Here is a 17,213-nt window from a genome sequence, read left to right on the forward strand (position 1 = left end):
AGGCCCGATGTCCCCGCACGCCACCGGCCGGCGCCACGCTCAACGTCTCGTCGCCGGGGGCGTACCCCTCGCCGTGATCGCGGCGCTCGCGGCCGCCGGGCCCGCCGCGGGCGCGGGGAACGAGGACAGCATCGCCGGCAAGGGCCGCGCTGCCCACGTCGTGCACACGGCGACGCTCGGCGACATCCCGCTCGGCGCGTTCAGCAACGCACTGCTGCCCGGCAGCGTGGGCAACGACCGGGGCGTGGACCTGGGGGGCATCGGCAGCGACATCTACCCGACGGGTCGCAAGGGCGAGTTCTGGACCGTCACCGACCGCGGCCCCAACGGCCAGATCAAGGTGGACGGCACGAAGCGGCGTACGTTCCCCGTGCCCGGCTTCGACCCGGCGATCGTGAAGATCCGCGTGGCGGGAGACACCGTGCGGGTGCTGGACGCGATCCCGATCACGACGGCTTCCGGGAGGCCTGTCACCGGGCTGCCGAACCAGGAGAGCCGCGACGAGGCGCCGTACTCCTATGACGCGCGGACGCCTCAGGCGTACAACCCGAACGGGCTGGACACCGAGGGCATCGTACGGGCCGCCGACGGGAGCTTCTGGCTCGTCGACGAGTACGGGCCCTCCCTGGTCCACGTCTCCGCGCGCGGGAAGGTCCTCACACGCTACGTCCCCGAGGGGCTCGACCTGACCGGCGCGGACTACCCGGTGGTGGAGGCACTGCCCTCAGTCCTGCTGCACCGGAAGATCAACCGCGGTTTCGAGGGGCTCGCCCAACTGCCCGGCGGCGACCTGGTGATGGCCGTGCAGAGCCCTCTGTCCCTGCCGGACACGGACGCCGGTGAGGCTTCGCGCACCACGCGCCTGCTGCGTTTCTCTCCGAAGAAGAAGGCGGTCACCGCGGAGTACGCGTACCGCTTCGACCCGGTGAACGTGGTGGACCCGAGCGAGGACGACACCTCCGAGCTGAAGATCTCCTCGGTCGTGGCCGTAGGCGGCAACCGGCTGCTGGTCGAGGAGCGCACCGACAAGGCCGCCCGGCTGCACCTGGTGCGTCTGGACCGTGCGGCGAACATCCTCGGCGGCCCCTGGGACGACGACACGACGTCTCCGTCGCTGGAGCAGCTCGACGACCCGGCGGGATCGGGTGTACCGGTCCTGTCCAAGCGGCTGGTCGTCGACCTGGGCACGGTCGAGGGCGTGCCCGGGAAGATCGAGGGCGTTGCCCGCGTGGACCGCGGCACGCTGGCTCTGATCAACGACAACGACTTCGGGATGACGGACGGCGAGGGCGCGTTCGACGCCCAGGGCAGGCTCGTCGACAGCGGTGTCGAGACGTCGGTGATCTACGTGCGGCTGCCGCGCGGCATCTGACGACCTGAGGCAGCTCGCCCGCCGCAGACGCCAGGGACTCCCTAGGGCAGTTCGTCCGGAAGTGACGGGAGCAGCGATTCGAGACCACTCGGAAAGCCGCTCGGCAGGTCGGTGGGGAATCCCGATGGCAGGTCGGTGGGGAATCCCGATGGCAGGTCGGTCGGGAACCCCGAGGGCAGAGACGTCGGCAGTTCGCTCGGCAGCCTGCTGGGGAGCCCCGTCGGGATGCTGAAGGACGGCCTGGGCGAGCTGCTGGTGCTCTCGGCGGGCGATTTCTCGTCGGGCGAGCCGTCGCTCCCGGACGCCATCAGGACCACGGCAGCCACGACTGCTCCGACGGCGACGATCGCCGCCAGCAGGATGAACAACGGATTCCGCCGCCTTGGCCCATCCCCTCCGTCGGGCGATTCCTGGGGCGGCCAACCACCGTACGTGGGTGGGCCACCGTCCCCCGGAGGAGGACCGTAGCCTCCAGGAGGCGGTCCGAAGCCACCGCCCGGCGGCGGCGTGTCACCAGGCGGTCCAGGCGGCTGAGGAGGTACGGGCGGCATGGCCATACCGACAAGACTCGCCTCGTACCGGTCAGGATGCGAGCCTCTCGCGGGAGTTGATACGGGCCCACGCCGTGGAGCACACAGTTCCGGAACATTCCGCGCTGAGACCGGTCGATTACCGGCATCAATCACCGGTACCCATTGCCCGTCCCGCGTGCGACTGCCTCTCAACAGGCGGGTCACACGCGGGACGGGCACACGCGCGTGGCCTCAGCCGCGCGCACCCAGCAGGTGGTCCATCGCCAGCTGGTCGAGGCGCTCGAAGGCCATCCCGCGCGCGGCGGCCGCCTCGACGTCGAACTCCTCGAAGGCCGTGCGGTCCGCGAGCAGCGACTTCAGGCCGTCCGCCGCCGTCGGCTGCGCCAGCTCGTCCAGGCGCGCGGCACGCAGGGCCTCCTGGACCTCCGGGTCGGCGCGGAAGGCGGCTGCACGCTCCTTGAGGATGAGGTAGTTGCGCATGCATCCCGCGGCCGACGCCCACACGCCGTCGAGGTCCTCGGTCCGCGGCGGCTTGAAGTCGAAGTGGCGGGGCCCGCTGTAACCGGCGCTCTCCAGGAGGTCGACCAGCCAGAAGGCGGCACGCAGGTCGCCGGCGCCGAAGCGCAGGTCCTGGTCGTACTTGATGCCGGACTGGCCGTTGAGGTCGATGTGGAAGAGCTTGCCCGCCCACAGCGCCTGCGCGATGCCGTGCGGGAAGTTGAGCCCGGCCATCTGCTCGTGCCCGACCTCGGGATTGACGCCGTACAGCTCCGGGCGCTCCAGGCGCTCGATGAACGCCAGCGCGTGGCCGACGGTCGGGAGCAGGATGTCGCCGCGCGGCTCGTTCGGCTTGGGTTCGATGGCGAACCTGAGGTCGTAGCCCTGCGAGGTGACGTACTCGCCGAGCAGGTCGAAGGCCTCCTTCATGCGGTCGAGAGCCATGCGAACGTCCTTCGCGGCGCCGGACTCGGCGCCCTCGCGCCCGCCCCAGGCGACGTAGGTCCTGGCGCCCAGTTCGGCCGCCAGGTCGATGTTGCGGATCGTCTTGCGCAGGGCGTAACGGCGCACCTCGCGGTCGTTGGCGGTGAAGGCGCCGTCCTTGAAGACGGGGTGGGTGAAGAGGTTGGTGGTGGCCATCGGCACCTTCATGCCGGTGGCGTCGAGGGCCTCGCGGAAGCGCTTGATGTGCGCTTCGCGCTCGGTGTCCGAGGACCCGAAGGGGATCAGGTCGTCGTCGTGGAAGGTGACGCCGTGGGCGCCGAGCTCGGCCAGGCGCTGCACCGTCTCGACCGGGTCGAGGGCGCGGCGGGTGGCGTCGCCGAAGGGGTCCCGTCCCTGCCAGCCGACGGTCCACAGGCCGAAGGTGAACCTGTCTTCGGGGGTGGGCTGGTAGCTCATGCCGCGGCTCCTCGCTTGCTGACAACTGCTTGCTACGACTATTTCGTCATGGCCGTTTACAAATTAGTATGCCGACGCGTCCCTGGGAAGGGACAAGATGTCCCCGAAGGGGTGAGGTCCGGGTCGTGACGCACCGGGCACCCTCGAAACAGCAGGTCGGTTCCCGCAGAGCCGCGGAAAAGGGAGAGCCCGATGTCAGCAGCCGAGGGTCCGCTCGTCGTCGGCGTGGACACGTCCACCCAGTCCACCAAGGCACTGGTTGTCGACGCGTCGACCGGGCAGGTCGTCGCGAGCGGCCAGGCACCGCACACGGTGTCCTCCGGCGTCGGCCGCGAGAGCGACCCACGCCAGTGGTGGGACGCCCTGCGCGAGGCGCTGAGGCAGTGCGGCGACGCCGCGCACGAGGCCGCGGCGGTGTCGATCGGCGGGCAGCAGCACGGCCTGGTCACGCTGGACGACCGGGGTGAGCCGGTGCGTCCGGCCCTGTTGTGGAACGACGTGCGCTCGGCGCCGCAGGCCCGTCGCCTGACCGAGGAAATGGGTGGCGCGAAGTTCTGGGCCGAGCGCACGGGCTCCGTTCCGGCCGCCTCCTTCACGGTCACGAAGTGGGCCTGGCTCGCGGAGAACGAGCCGGAGTCCGTCCGGGCCACCAAGGCCGTGCGTCTCCCCCACGACTACCTCACCGAACGTCTCACGGGGCAGGGCACCACCGACCGCGGCGATGCCTCCGGCACGGGCTGGTGGGCGTCGGGGACGGAGTCGTACGACGAGGAGATCCTCGCGCGCGTAGGGCTCGACCCGGCGATGCTGCCCCGTGTGGTCCGGCCCGGCGAGATCGCGGGCACCGTGCGCGACAGCCACGAGCTGCCGTTCTCCAAGGGCACCCTGGTCGCGCCCGGCACCGGCGACAACGCTGCGGCGGCACTGGGCCTCGGCCTGCGGCCCGGCATGCCCGTACTGAGCCTCGGCACCTCGGGCACCGTGTACGCCGTGTCGAGGCGGCGCCCCGCCGACCCGACAGGCACCGTGGCGGGCTTCGCCGACGCGCACGGCGACTGGCTGCCGCTCGCCTGCACCCTGAACTGCACGCTCGCCGTCGACCGCCTCGCGACCCTGCTGGGTCTCGACCGCGAGGCCGTGGAACCCACCACCGGCCTCACCCTCCTGCCCTACCTGGACGGCGAACGCACCCCGAACCTGCCGAACGCCTCCGGTCTGCTGCACGGCCTCCGTCACGACACGACCGCCGGCCAGCTCCTGCAGGCCGCCTACGACGGCGTCGTCCACGCGCTGCTCGGCGCCCTGGACCTGGTCCTGGACGAGGACGCGGACCGCTCCGCGCCGCTGCTGCTGATCGGCGGAGGCGCGCGGGGCACAGCCTGGCAGCAGACCGTACGGCGGCTGTCGGGGCGCCCGGTGCAGGTCCCCGAGGCCAGGGAACTGGTCGCGCTCGGCGCCGCGGCTCAGGCGGCCGGCCTGCTGACCGGCGAGGATCCGGCCGCGGTCGCCCGGCGTTGGAACACCACGCGCGGGCCGGTGCTGGACGCCGTGGAGCGCGACGACGAGACGCTGGCCAGGATCAGCGGGGTACTCTCCGACGCGGCCCCGCTGCTGGAGCGGAACCCCGAGGCTCACTGAGGACTGACGAGGATTGACTCAGGCATGACCGCACCGCTGCACGAGGCCCACCCGACGGGAGCCGGGCGCGCGCTGCCGGACACTCAGCAGGGCATGCGTCGCCGCAATCTCGCCCGGGTGATGCACACCGTCAGCGCCGAGGGTCCGCTCTCGCGTGCCGCCGTCGCCTCCCGTATCGGGCTGACGCGCGCGGCGGTGTCCACCCTCGTCGACGAGCTGATCCGCTCCGGCCTGCTGGAGGAACTCGGTCCCGAGCGCCCCGGCCGGGTGGGCCGCCCCGGCTCGGCGCTGGCCGTCAGCGGGCGCGGTCCGGCCGGGATCGGGGCGGAGGTCGGCGTGGACCATCTCGCCGTCTGCGCGGTCGATCTGCGTGGCGAGGTGCGGTACAGGGCGGTGCGGCACGGCACGAATCGGGGCCGTGCGCCCGCACCGGTGCTCGCGGAACTCGGCGAGTTGGTGCGCCAGGTCGTGGCGGAGGCCGAGCACGAGGGACTGTGGCCCGCCGGTCTGGCGGTCGCTGTGCCGGGTCTGGTGGCGCGGGACGCCCGCACGGTCGTGCGCGCCCCCAACCTCGCCTGGCGGGACGCTGACCTCGGCGGTCTGCTGCCCGTGGACTTCCCGCTGAGCGTGGGCAACGAGGCCAACTTCGGCGCGCTCGCCGAGCTCTGGCTCGGCGACGGCACTCCGCGCGACTTCGTGCACGTGTCGGCGGAGATCGGCATCGGTGCGGCGGTGGTGGTGGACGGCGGGCTGCTGCGCGGGACGCACGGTTTTGCGGGCGAGTTGGGCCATGTGCCGGTCCAGCCGGACGGACCCGAGTGTCCCTGCGGGGGGCGCGGGTGCCTGGAGCAGTACGCCGGCGAGGAGGCGGTGCTGCGCGCGGCCGGGCTGGAGCCGGGCGAGGACCGCGTCGGCCTGCTCGCCGATCGTGCCGCCGAGGGTGACGAGGACGTACGGCGCGCTCTGCACGGCGCGGGAACGGCGCTCGGTATCGCGCTGACAGGCGCGGTCAATCTGCTGGACCCGGAGAGCGTGGTGCTGGGTGGCGCGCTGGCCATGCTGGCGCCCTGGCTGCTGCCATCGCTGGAAGCCGAGCTGGACCGGCGGACCGCGGGGCCGGCCTGCCCGGTGTCCGTGTCGCGACTGGGTCCCGAGGGGCCGTTGCTGGGGGCGGCGCACTCCGTGGTGCGGGCGGTGCTGGACGATCCGGCGGTGGTGGCGGAGCGGGCGTGAATCCCGACGAAGCCGGGCCCGGGCCCAGGCCCACTCCTGGGCGTCCGGCGGTGCAAGGCTGCTTCGATTCCACAGCGGGCCCGGTTTTGATCTCTCAATGGGCCCGATTCCAGACTGAGTTCACTCGTGTGAGTGAGCGAGTTATCCACAATCCTGCCGCTGTCCACGGAAACGGACGCTCGCTTCTGCCCAACCCACCGGCGCCGTAACGTGATTCACGCGAGCCGCAGTCAGCGCAGGGCTCCGGCGCGGCGCGCGATCGGTTCCATTCCCCACCTGCTTCATGTGTCCCACCTGTCCCACAGGCCTTCCGCAGAACGGAGCTGTGCAGCGATGAGCGACCCCAGGATCCTGACCGTGCGCCCCGATCCCGGCGAGTATGCCTGGACGTTCGGCGGCGCACCGCCTGTGGCCCGCATCGCGCCCGGCACGGTTCTCGACCTGTACACGGAGGACTGCTTCGCCGGGCGGGTGCGGTCGGAGAAGGACCTGGTGTCCGAGGTGTGCGAGTTTCCCTACCTCAACCCGCAGACCGGACCGTTCCACATCGAGGGCGCCGAGCCCGGTGACACCGTCGCCGTGCACTTCGTTTCGATCGAACCTGCCCGGGACTGGGCCGCGTCGACCACAGTCCCCCTCTTCGGCGCGCTCACCTCCACGCACACCACGGCCACGCTGCAACCGCCGCTCCCGGAGACCGTCTGGATCTGGCAGCTCGACGGGACACGACGCACGGCGTTGTTCCGGGCCCACGACAGTGACATCGAGGCGGAGCTGCCCATGGACCCGATGCACGGCACCGTGGGGGTCGCTCCCGCCAATCTGGAGGTGCGTTCTGCCCTGGTGCCCGACACGCACGGCGGGAACATGGACACGCCCGAGATGCGGGCGGGCGTGACCTGCTATCTCGGGGTGAACGTCGAGGGCGCGCTCCTCAGTCTCGGCGACGGACACGCCAGGCAGGGCGAGGGCGAGACCTGTGGCATCGCGGTCGAGTGCGCGATGAACACCGTGGTCGTCGTCGAACTGCTCAAGGGACTCGCAACACCCTGGCCCCGCATCGAGTCGGACACCCACATCATCTCGACGGGCTCGGCCCGGCCGCTGGAGGACGCGTTCCGGATATCCCAGCTCGACCTGGTGCAGTGGCTGGTACGTGACTACGGGTTCAGCGAGCTGGACGCCTACCAGTTCGCGACCCAGGCCGTCGAGTCACCGCTGGCCAACGTGTGCGACACCAACTACACGTGCGTGGCCAAGATCCGCAAGCAGTGGCTGCCGGTACGCGAGACGCACCGCGGAGTGCACGCGCGACTTCGGGAGACGGCGGCGGCCCTGAGGTGAGCGCCCGGCCGGCTTCGACCGCCGATCCCCCGGCCACTCTGCGCCGAAGGCGCAACTGCTGACATTGAAAGGCAATCCTCCGACCCTGAAAGGCAACCCCTTTGGAACGCGCAAGACCACGCCCCAGCCGTCGGCTGATCCTCCAAGGCACCGCACTCGCCGCCGTCCCGTATGTCCTGCTCCCCGAGCGACCGGCCGGTGCGCATGTCCCCGCACCGGACTACGCGCTCGCCGTGTGGCGCCCAGCGAGCACGGCCAACTACACGGTGGCGAAGCGCCCAGCGGCCCGTCCTGTCGATCGGGTGATCATCCACGTGACGCAGACCACCTACCCCAAGACCCTGTTCGTCTTCGAGAACCCCAGGAAGCACGTGTCCGCGCACTACGTCGTCCGGTCGGCCGACGGCCACACGTCACAGTGCGTCCGCGAGGCCGACATCGCCTGGCACGCCGGGAACTGGGAGCACAACACACGCAGCATCGGCATAGAGCACGAGGGCTGGGTCGACGAGCCCTCCTACTTCACCGACGTCATGTACAAGGCGTCTGCCCGGCTCACGGCTGCCATCTGTACCAGGCACGGCATACGGAAGGACCGCGAACACATCATCGGGCACCACGAGGTGCCGGGCACGGACCACACCGATCCCGGCCCGCACTGGGACTGGGAGCGCTACATACGGTTGGTCAACGCGGTCTGAGGGTGCACAGGCTGCCACCGGCGGGGCCGTCGTTCGAGTGACCCGGGTCGAAAAGGTTGTCCGGGTGCGCACCCGGAGTGACGATGTCCTCAGCCGCATCGCCTTCCGGGAGGCCGAGTTGACCGATCCATGGGTGGCTCTGGAGCCGGGGGCCGACCCTGCCGAGAGGGTACGGGTGCTGCGTCATGCTCATGAGACGTTCACCGAGGTGGGCACGGTGCCGAAGCCGGTGCGTGCCGTCGTGGCCGACTCATGGCGGCGTTCGGCGCGGGCGGGCGTGGGTCCGGACGGGACGGCGAGTGTGGAGCTGGCGGACGGCGATCTTGGCGCCTATCGCGCTGAGCACCCGCTGGCGCGGGTGATGCCGCTGTTCCGGGAGCTGTTGGGCACCTTCGCCGCCGACGGGGAGCATCTGCTCGCGGTGTGCGACGCGCACGGCCGGCTGCTGTGGGTCGAAGGCGATCCGACGACCCGGCGCAAGGCAGGAGGGATGAACTTCGTGCCGGGTGCGCGGTGGGCGGAGACCGCGGTGGGGACGAACGCGCCGGGCACGGCTGTCGCGGTGGACCGGCCGGTGCAGGTGTTCGCGGCCGAGCACTTCATCCGCCGGGTGCAGCCCTGGACCTGTGCGGCGGCGCCCGTGCACGATCCTCGCACGGGGCGGGTGCTCGGGGCGGTGGACATCACCGGCGGCGACAGGCTCGCGCATCCGCACAGCCTGGGGTTCGTGCAGGCGGTTGCACGTGCCGCGGAGTCCCAACTGGCGCTGCTGGCCCCGCAGGTGTCCGCCACCGACACGCCCGAGCTGTGCGCGCTGGGCCGCGACGAGGCGCAGTTGCGCATCGGGGGCCGCCGGGTCAGGCTCAGCCGCCGGCACAGCGAGATCCTGGTGCTGCTGGCGCGCCACCCGGAGGGGCTGACCGGTGACGAACTGCTGTGTGCGCTGTACGAGGACGAGTCGGTGACGCCCGTGACCCTGCGGGCCGAACTGGCCCGCCTGCGCCGGATCCTCGCCCCGGGGCTGCTCGGCTCCCGGCCCTACCGGCTCACAGTGCCGGTCGATTCGGACGTGACGGTCGTCGAACGCCGGCTGGATGCCGGTGCGGTGACCGGCGCGGCCATGGCATACACCGGCCCGCTGCTGCCCGGCTCCCAGGCACCGGCGGTGATGCGGCTCCGGCGGCGCCTCGCGGACGGGGTCCGTACGGCGCTGATCGCCCGCCGTGATCCCGACCTGCTGGCCGACTGGGCGCACGCGCCGTGGGGCGAAGACGACCTCGAAGTATGGCGGGCCCTCGCGGCGGTGCGTCCGACGTCGGCCGTCCGCTCTCGGCTGGCCGCGCTGGAGTCCGAACTCACGGCACCGCCCGCTCGGGAGCGCCGCCCGGCCCGCTGACCCCGATTCCCGGCCCTCGGCAGAAGCCATCGGCGCACTGGCCCTACCCCAGGCGCGCGCAACGTAGTTGCAACCTCGCCTTCCCTAGCCTCGCGCCGAGAGCTGCCCAACGGCGGGCAGCGCTTCTTCGGGAGGCAGAGCAGTATGACCCGTTACGCGGCGCCCGGCACCGAGGGTGCGATCGTCTCCTACCAGGCACGCTACGACCACTTCATCGGCGGTGAGTACGTGCCGCCGATCGGGGGGCAGTACTTCGAGAACCCGTCGCCGGTGAACGGGCAGCCGTTCACCGAGATCGCGCGAGGCACGGCGGGGGACGTGGAGCGGGCGCTCGACGCGGCGCATGCGGCCGCCCCCGCGTGGGGCCGGACGTCGGTGACCGAGCGGGCCGACATCCTGCTCAAGATCGCCGACCGGATGGCGGCGAACCTGGAGCAGTTGGCGGTCGCGGAGAGCTGGGAGAACGGCAAGCCGGTGCGCGAGACGCTGGCGGCTGACATCCCGTTGGCCATCGACCACTTCCGCTACTTCGCGGGCGCGATCAGGGCGCAGGAGGGGTCGCTCGGCGAGGTCGACGACGACACGGTGGCGTACCACTTCCACGAGCCGTTGGGTGTGGTCGCGCAGATCATCCCGTGGAACTTCCCGATTCTCATGGCGACGTGGAAGCTCGCCCCCGCACTGGCGGCCGGCAACGCGGTCGTGCTCAAGCCGGCCGAGCAGACCCCGGCTTCCATCCACTACTGGCTCAGCCTGGTCGCCGACCTGCTCCCGCCCGGTGTACTCAACATCGTCAACGGCTTCGGCGTGGAGGCGGGCAAGCCGCTGGCGTCGAGCCCCAGGGTGGCCAAAGTGGCGTTCACCGGTGAGACCACGACCGGCCGGCTGATCATGCAGTACGCCTCGGAGAACATCACCCCGGTCACCCTGGAACTGGGCGGCAAGTCCCCGAACATCTTCTTCGACGACGTCTGGGCGGCGAACGACGACTTCCGGGACAAGGCGCTCGAAGGCTTCACGATGTTCGCGCTCAACCAGGGCGAGGTGTGCACCTGCCCGTCCCGGGCGCTGGTCCAACGCGGCCAGTACGCCGAGTTCATGGAGGCGGCGGTCGCCCGCACCGAGCAGATCAAGAGCGGCCACCCGCTCGACACGGACACGATGATCGGCGCACAGGCCTCGAACGACCAGCTGGAGAAGATCCTCTCCTACCTGGACATCGGCCGGCAGGAAGGCGCGAGGGTTCTCACCGGCGGCGAACGCATCGAGCACGACGGTGAGTTGAAGGGCGGCTACTACGTTCAGCCGACGATCTTCGAGGGCGACAACCGTATGCGGATCTTCCAGGAGGAGATCTTCGGCCCGGTCGTCTCGGTGACGTCCTTCGACGACTTCGACGACGCCATCAAAATCGCCAACGACACGCTGTACGGCCTCGGCGCGGGCGTGTGGACCCGCGACATCAACACCGCGTACCGCGCGGGCCGAGCGATCCAGGCGGGCCGGGTCTGGACGAACTGCTACCACGCCTACCCGGCGCACGCGGCGTTCGGTGGCTACAAGGGCTCGGGGATCGGGCGTGAGACGCACAAGATGATGCTGGAGCACTACCAGCAGACGAAGAACATTCTTTGTTCTTACAGCCCTCGGAAACTTGGCTTCTTCTAGAGCGTGAAGTCGGGTTGCCAGGAGGCATCGGTTGCGCTCCTGGCAACCCGACACGACACGTACCTGCCGGCATCAAGTGGGTTCAGTGCGTTGCTGTCTGACATCCAGCGAGTTCCCCCTGGAGCAGTCGCGGACCAAGAACGCCGAAGGACATCACCCCACGAGCCGCCCGCTCACGCAATGACCCGCCGACACCCGAAAGCAGCACCCGAACCGCCGACAGCCCGACAAACCCGAGGGCAATCCTCACGCCGGAAGCGGGCACTTGAGAAGGAGGCCCGGGTGGCGACGGACGTCATCGGAAGGATTCACGTGATCTGGTGCTGATCATGCGGGATGCCGGGCTCGAACCACTGGATGCCGATCCCGGGGCGACACCCCTTGGCGTTGCCGGGAACACGCCCAACATGCTCCTATCAGCGGGTGGACCAAGTACTCATCAGCCTCGTCGCCGTTGCTGGCACACTCATGGGTGCCCTGCTTGGCTACGTCCTCCAACGGCAGTCCGCCGACCGGAGTGAGCGCAAGGCCGCCGTTCTTGCCTACACCGGCGCCATCACCGAGACGATCCGTGGACAACAGGACTGGTGGCACCGCCAGGACGAGAACCCAGAAGGCCCCGAACACCGGGCAGCACGGGTCGAGGCACACAGGCTGCGTGGCGTGGCTCGGCAAGCCATCAACGGCATTGCGTTCTACGTCGACGACGCCGGACTTCTCGACCTCGCGGAAGCCACCTTCCAGGTCGCCAGCGACATCCACCGAGCAGATACCAGAGGCGAGTTGGACACCAAGACCGCAGTCGCCCGCGAATCGCTCCGTGTCTTCATCCACAGCGCCTCCGACAAGGTGCGGTAGGCGGAAGCTGTGGACAACGCAGGTCTCGGCGGCATGAACGGTCGACGGCACGAAGTCAGATCCGGCGAGAAGCCAAGACGGTCTGTGGGAGGGTGAGCCGGTCGACGTCCATACGTACGACGGCAGCCAGTCCAGGGGCGGCGGTGTCCACGAGTTCCAGCAGGGCGTCGTCCTGGTGCTGCAGCCGCCAGTTGACATAGGCCAGCAACACCTGGTGCAGCTCTTCGATGCCCTTGCGGGCCGCATCCAGGGTCGGTTCACCGATGAGGTGGGAGTTGTCCAGTACAAGATCGAAGCAGGAGCGATCGGTGTAGAGGTCGACTGTCCGCTCCTGCCAGAGATAGGCGCGGGTGAATGCGTCCTTCTCGTCGAGCAGGCGCAGGCTGTCGTCGGTGGAGATGACACCAGGCAGCCGCGAGACGCTGCACTTCCAGGCGCGCGAGGCCCGATCCGAACCGAGCCAGACATTGATCTGCCGACCCGGATGCAGCCAGGGTGCGAGCACTGCGTCCACCACCATCGGCTCGTCGGCGTCCAACAGAGCACCGATGGCTTCATCCGCCCGGCGATCGGCGGACCCGCCCGCGCGCATTGACTCGATCTCGCGCAGTCGACTGAACCAGATCTGATCAGACGAGCCTGCTTCCACCTGTAGTTCTCGGAAAAGCAGATCGGTGAAGTGCACCGCGCGGAAACCGAGCGTTTCGGCCAACAGTTTCGTGTGCGTTGTCTTGCCTGCGGCCGTGAGGCCACTGATCACGATCTTTTGAGTCATCCCCGCCTCGCGATCAAAAACGTCGACGTGCACCTAATCCCCAAGAGTGAACATGGCATTGTATTCGGCTTGGGGCCGCGTACTATACCTGGCAGCGAGTCGGGGAAGACGCTGCGCGCAGCACCTGTGGGGCGACGGGTGGTCGTGCCGACCAGCCGGGGATGCGGGGTGATCTTGTGGAAGCAGGGCCTCCGCCACATGACTGTGCGCACCCGGAGCACCCCGAGCACCCAGAGCAGCACGTGCGCAACGAGGCGGCCGGCGCGGTGTTCGGGCATCTGGTCCAAGTGGGCACCCTTCAGGGCGATATCGCCATCCGTGAGTCTCCACGCGTGCAGGTCGTCCCGCAGCAGGTGCCGCCGGCCAATCCACGTTTCACCGGCAGAGCGAACGAGCAAGCAGCGATGTCGGATGTGTGGGCTCACCGAGAGACCGGCCTTGGCGGTACCCCTTCAATCGTGGCTATCGACGGGATGGGTGGGATCGGCAAGACGAGTCTTGCGGTCCATTGGGCTCATCGCAATGCCGCTGAATTCCCCGATGGAAGTTTCTATGTGAACCTACGTGGGTTCGACCCGCAACTCCCCGCGGTTGAGCCTCAGAGCGCAATCAACGAACTCTTGAACTCATTAGGCGTGCCGCCGCGCGAGATTCCGCCCACGTATGTCGCTCAGGAAGCTCTCTATCGCAGTCTGCTGGCCGACCGGAGTGCGCTCATCCTGCTCGACAACGTCCGCTCGGTCCAACAGGTCCGACCGTTGCTCCCAGCCGCAACCAACAGCATGGTCATCGTTACCAGCCGAACCGAGTTGACGAGTCTCGTTGCCCACTTCGGCGCAAGAGTCATCAAGCTGGCACCGCTGTCACTCACGGAATCCGAGCAGCTTCTACGAGCCCATCTCGGCTCGGGCCGAGTGATGTCCGATCGGGCCTCGACGCGTGCCCTCGTCGACAACTGTGCGCGACTGCCGCTCGCATTGTCGATCGTGGCCGCACGCGCAGCCGCAAGACCCGGGTTCGAGCTGGCGGACATCGCTGACGAACTGAACGACGAGTCCAGCAGATTGGACTACTTCAACCTCGGCGAGATCGAGAACGACATACGTGCGGTCTTCTCTTGGTCCTCGGCGGGGTTGTCAGACCAAAGCGCTCTGCTGTTCCGGCTGATCGGTTTCTTCGCCGGTCCGGACATCAGCCTGGGCGCAGCGGCCAGTCTGATCGGCACCCGGATGCCCGCCGCCCTGAGCGCCCTTGGAGAACTCGCGCGAGCCAACCTGATCGAAGAGTACCGACCACATCGCTACCGTTTCCACGACTTGGTCCGGGTCTACGCCGCGGAACAGGCCCAGCACGAGGACCCCGGCGTCACAGAGGCTGCAGTCAGGCGGTTACTCGACCACTACCTGCACACGAGCGCGATGGCGGACCATCTCCTCGACCCGCCGCGGCGGATGATCAGCCTCGACCCGCCCACGGCGGACGTCCACATACCCGCCATGAGCCGATACGACGAGGCGCTCACCTGGTTCGACGACGAACACCGCAACATCCTGCACGCCGCCGAGACCTCTTCCGCACAAGGCTGCCATGCCCATACTTGGCGCTTGGCGTGGGCAGCAAATACCTACTTCTACTGGCGCTCGCAATGGAACGAGTGCGTCCGCATGCAACGGTTGGCGGTGCATGGGGCACAAGACCTCGGAGACCCCACGGCTGAGGCCAAGGCTTTACGGGGCCTGGGCCGCGCGCTGGCCAGACTCGGCGAGTTTGCTGAGGCTCGCGAGTGCCACCAGAGAGTTCTGGACATCTGCACCGGCCTCGACGACAGAGTCGGTCAGGCGACCACGCATCACGCACTGTCTTTCATGTTCGACAAGCAGGGCGATCTGGCTGCGGCGCTTCACCACGCGGAGGCCGCGTTACCCCTGTGGCGAGCAGAGGGAAACAGAGCGCGGGAGGCCCGCGCCCTCAGCGACCTGGGATGGGCCCATTTCCGGGCCGGCAGCGCAGAAGCTGCTCTGCAGGAGTGCCGTGAAGCCCTAGCGCTCTTCACCTCGCTGGCCAATCCGCACGGCGAGACACTGGTGCTGCAGAACCTGACTCGTATTGGCATAGCCACGGGCCAACTGCTCGATGCAGCCTTGTATGCGCAGCAGCAGATAGCGTTGGAATCACAACTGGGCAATCGGATATCCGAGGCGTCGGCGTACGACTTACTCGGTGACATCCGATACCGTCAGGGTCAGGAAAACCAGGCATTGGAAGCCTGGCGCGCCAGCGCGCGGATACTGAGTAGCTCCGGCCGTGCCGAGGCTCGCACCGTTGAGCAAAAAATTGAGAAACACACACAAAGGAACAGTCGTGGCCGTTCGCAATAGCCAGATCGAATCAACGGTACGTGAGTACCTCACGCACTGGCCCGACGAGACAGAGGGTCTGGCACCTTTGACCGCCGCACTCCAGGATGACGTCCCACTGTGTGGGCGGTACGAGTTCCAGGGAGGCGGACACGTGACGTGCGGGGCAGCCGTCCTGAACTCGTCCGGAGACGTGCTGTTCATCCTGAACCGGCCCTTGGACAAATGGCTGTTGCCCGGAGGGCATCTCGAACTCACCGACCCCTCGTTGCATGCTGCGGCAGTGCGTGAACTGGTCGAGGAGACCGGAATTCCTCGGAGTGCCATCGGCGCCGAACTCAACGAGCGGCAGCCGTTGGACATCGGCCTCTACCAGATTCCGGCGAACCCCAAGAAGAACGAGCCGGCCCACTGGCACGCGGACTTCTGCTTCGGATTCCTGGTGGACCGACCCGAACTCCACCTCCAGGTATCCGAAATCGGAGGGTTCGCATGGAAAAAGAGCTTCGACGACCTGATCCCCGGACTGACACAGAAACTCAAATCCATCGATCGATGACCGGCCTCATGTGAAGGACGTCATGAACCCACAGCAGCCCGCAGCATCCAGCGGCGATCCGCAGTCGGCACATTCCTTCGTCATCCGCAGCACAGGGCACGACATCGAGGGGGCACCAATTGGCGCCGCCTACGCTCCACTGCTGGATGTGATCATCGGGATCACACCGGGTGAGACGTCCGTGGACACCGAGTTCGCGAAAGCAGAAGAGGCGGCGCGGCTCGGTGTGCGGATCGTCACGGACGTCTCAACATCTGGCGACGCCACTCTGCGCCGCCAGATCTTGAAATCGCTGCCTGTGGCCGTCCGGACGGTTCCGACCTATGACATCCACCGTGCGTTCAAGGCAGGCGAGGACGCCCGCGACGCAACGCTGCGCGTGGTGCAGGAACATGTCAGTGACGGAGTCGACTGCATCACGATCCACGCCACTGGCACCAGCGCGGGCGTACGGGACAAGGAGGTCACCAGTCGGATCATCCCTGTCACCAGCCGTGGCGGCGCCATGGTGAACGAGATCTCCACCCACACCGGAGGACCCAACTGCTACGAGGAAGTCTTCGACGAGATCCTGGACATCTGCGCGGAAGCACACGTTGCCATCAGCCTGGCAACGACCGCGCGGCCCGGAAGCGTAGTGGACGCCCTCAGCGCGAGTCACATCCACGAGATCCACCGGCAGGGGGAGTTGGCACGACGCGCGCATCAGCGTGGAGTCGACGTCGTTGTTGAGCTCATGGGGCATGTACCGCTCCACCTCATAGCGGAGTACTGCACGCTGGCACGAACCGTGCTCGACGGCGCCCCCTTCGGCGCTCTGGGGCCATGTGTCACCGACGTGGCCATGGGACACGATGACGTTGCAGGAGCGATCGGCGCCGCCGTCGCCGCCATGCACGGCACGTCGTTCATCGCCTGCCTCACCGCCGGGGAACATTCCCACCTGCCGACACACGAGGAACTCCTGCGGTCGATCAGGTCATTCCAAGTGGCGCTACACGCCGGGTGGATCGCGTTCAGTGGTGACCTGACACGCGACGCAGCCATGTCGCGGGCCCGCAACGCCAACGACTGGCCACGGATGGTGGAACTCTCCCTGCACCCAGACGACTCCGAGCGCATCGTCGCAGCGGCCGGCTATCACGTCGGTCAGGTCTGCTCCATGTGTGGCAGCTCATGCCCGATCGTCCGAACAGGAGCCGCCGTGCGGAAACAGAGCTGAGTGAACTCCTTCGGATTCGCGGCCGCACGGCAGCAAGTCTTCTTTTCCTGACCGGAGTTGTCGCACCACGGGCCGTCAGGCTGCCGGGCGGCCCGACGGCCCATGGTTTCGGCGGGATGTCTAGGGTCGGCGGCTGTGCCGTAGTTACTTCTCTGCAAC

At 68.5% G+C, this 17,213-nt stretch carries 14 protein-coding genes; 11 read left to right on the plus strand and 3 right to left on the minus strand.

Translation table 11 applies throughout. The annotated features are described in order from the left end of the window. The first annotated feature begins 7 nt into the window (after nt 1–7). On the plus strand, nt 8–1,372 hold the full coding sequence (locus ACFY5C_RS23775) for an esterase-like activity of phytase family protein (RefSeq protein WP_389447262.1): 1,365 nt from the start codon (nt 8–10) through the stop codon (nt 1,370–1,372). 41 nt (nt 1,373–1,413) lie between these two features. On the opposite strand, the gene ACFY5C_RS23780 is transcribed toward ACFY5C_RS23775, so the two are convergent. Both ACFY5C_RS23780 and xylA read right to left on the minus strand, forming a co-directional pair. Then, complete coding sequence (locus ACFY5C_RS23780) at nt 1,414–1,740, minus strand: hypothetical protein (protein ID WP_389447264.1); 327 nt, start codon at nt 1,738–1,740, stop codon at nt 1,414–1,416. 396 nt (nt 1,741–2,136) lie between these two features. Next, complete coding sequence (gene xylA, locus ACFY5C_RS23785; protein WP_389447266.1) at nt 2,137–3,303, minus strand: xylose isomerase; 1,167 nt, start codon at nt 3,301–3,303, stop codon at nt 2,137–2,139. Between the two features lie 192 nt (nt 3,304–3,495). Here xylA and xylB point away from each other — a divergent pair, with 192 nt between their 5' ends. From xylB to ACFY5C_RS23820, 7 genes are all read left to right on the plus strand, one after another. Continuing rightward, entirely contained in the window at nt 3,496–4,941 is a 1,446-nt protein-coding gene (xylB, locus tag ACFY5C_RS23790) for a xylulokinase (protein WP_389447268.1), read from the plus strand. A 24-nt stretch (nt 4,942–4,965) separates the two neighbouring features. Beyond that, nucleotides 4,966–6,174, plus strand: coding sequence for an ROK family protein (locus ACFY5C_RS23795; RefSeq protein ID WP_389447269.1), 1,209 nt, complete (start codon nt 4,966–4,968; stop codon nt 6,172–6,174). 333 nt (nt 6,175–6,507) lie between these two features. Beyond that, the gene (locus ACFY5C_RS23800) at nt 6,508–7,518 is read left to right on the plus strand and encodes an acetamidase/formamidase family protein (RefSeq protein WP_389447271.1); all 1,011 of its coding nucleotides are present in this window, start codon (nt 6,508–6,510) and stop codon (nt 7,516–7,518) included. Between the two features lie 101 nt (nt 7,519–7,619). Further along, nucleotides 7,620–8,219 carry an N-acetylmuramoyl-L-alanine amidase gene (locus tag ACFY5C_RS23805; RefSeq protein ID WP_389447273.1) on the plus strand — a complete coding sequence of 200 codons (600 nt, stop codon included), beginning with the start codon at nt 7,620–7,622 and terminating at the stop codon, nt 8,217–8,219. Nucleotides 8,220–8,337: 118 nt separating this feature from the next. Continuing rightward, on the plus strand, nt 8,338–9,615 hold the full coding sequence (locus tag ACFY5C_RS23810; RefSeq protein ID WP_389447666.1) for a GAF domain-containing protein: 1,278 nt from the start codon (nt 8,338–8,340) through the stop codon (nt 9,613–9,615). Nucleotides 9,616–9,759: 144 nt separating this feature from the next. Then, a complete protein-coding gene (gene adh, locus ACFY5C_RS23815) occupies nt 9,760–11,283 on the plus strand; it encodes an aldehyde dehydrogenase (RefSeq protein WP_389447275.1) in 1,524 nt (507 codons plus the stop codon). A 423-nt stretch (nt 11,284–11,706) separates the two neighbouring features. Then, nucleotides 11,707–12,141, plus strand: a complete 435-nt coding sequence (locus tag ACFY5C_RS23820; RefSeq protein WP_389447277.1) for a hypothetical protein — start codon at nt 11,707–11,709, stop codon at nt 12,139–12,141. Between the two features lie 55 nt (nt 12,142–12,196). Here ACFY5C_RS23820 and ACFY5C_RS23825 read toward each other — a convergent pair whose 3' ends face one another. After that, complete coding sequence (locus ACFY5C_RS23825) at nt 12,197–12,949, minus strand: hypothetical protein (protein WP_389447279.1); 753 nt, start codon at nt 12,947–12,949, stop codon at nt 12,197–12,199. A gap of 209 nt (nt 12,950–13,158) precedes the next feature. Here ACFY5C_RS23825 and ACFY5C_RS23830 point away from each other — a divergent pair, with 209 nt between their 5' ends. From ACFY5C_RS23830 to ACFY5C_RS23840, 3 genes are read left to right on the plus strand one after another with little or no spacing between them, the layout of a single operon-like run. Further along, the gene (locus tag ACFY5C_RS23830; protein ID WP_389447281.1) at nt 13,159–15,294 is read left to right on the plus strand and encodes an ATP-binding protein; all 2,136 of its coding nucleotides are present in this window, start codon (nt 13,159–13,161) and stop codon (nt 15,292–15,294) included. Then, a complete protein-coding gene (locus tag ACFY5C_RS23835; RefSeq protein WP_389447283.1) occupies nt 15,278–15,832 on the plus strand; it encodes an NUDIX hydrolase in 555 nt (184 codons plus the stop codon). Before ACFY5C_RS23830 ends, ACFY5C_RS23835 begins: the two co-directional genes overlap by 17 nt. A gap of 22 nt (nt 15,833–15,854) precedes the next feature. After that, nucleotides 15,855–17,054, plus strand: coding sequence for a phosphomethylpyrimidine synthase ThiC (locus ACFY5C_RS23840; RefSeq protein WP_389447285.1), 1,200 nt, complete (start codon nt 15,855–15,857; stop codon nt 17,052–17,054). The last annotated feature ends 159 nt before the right edge of the window (nt 17,055–17,213 follow it).

Source organism: Streptomyces sp. NPDC012935, assembly GCF_042900345.1.
Lineage (GTDB): Bacteria > Actinomycetota > Actinomycetes > Streptomycetales > Streptomycetaceae > Streptomyces.

Coding starts and splice junctions, on each gene's coding strand:
- ACFY5C_RS23775 (WP_389447262.1), top strand. CDS start 8: ATGTCCCCGCACGCCACCGGCCGGCGCCACGCTCAACGTCTCGTCGCC.
- xylA (WP_389447266.1), bottom strand. CDS start 3,303: ATGAGCTACCAGCCCACCCCCGAAGACAGGTTCACCTTCGGCCTGTGG.
- xylB (WP_389447268.1), top strand. CDS start 3,496: ATGTCAGCAGCCGAGGGTCCGCTCGTCGTCGGCGTGGACACGTCCACC.
- ACFY5C_RS23795 (WP_389447269.1), top strand. CDS start 4,966: ATGACCGCACCGCTGCACGAGGCCCACCCGACGGGAGCCGGGCGCGCG.
- ACFY5C_RS23800 (WP_389447271.1), top strand. CDS start 6,508: ATGAGCGACCCCAGGATCCTGACCGTGCGCCCCGATCCCGGCGAGTAT.
- adh (WP_389447275.1), top strand. CDS start 9,760: ATGACCCGTTACGCGGCGCCCGGCACCGAGGGTGCGATCGTCTCCTAC.
- ACFY5C_RS23840 (WP_389447285.1), top strand. CDS start 15,855: ATGAACCCACAGCAGCCCGCAGCATCCAGCGGCGATCCGCAGTCGGCA.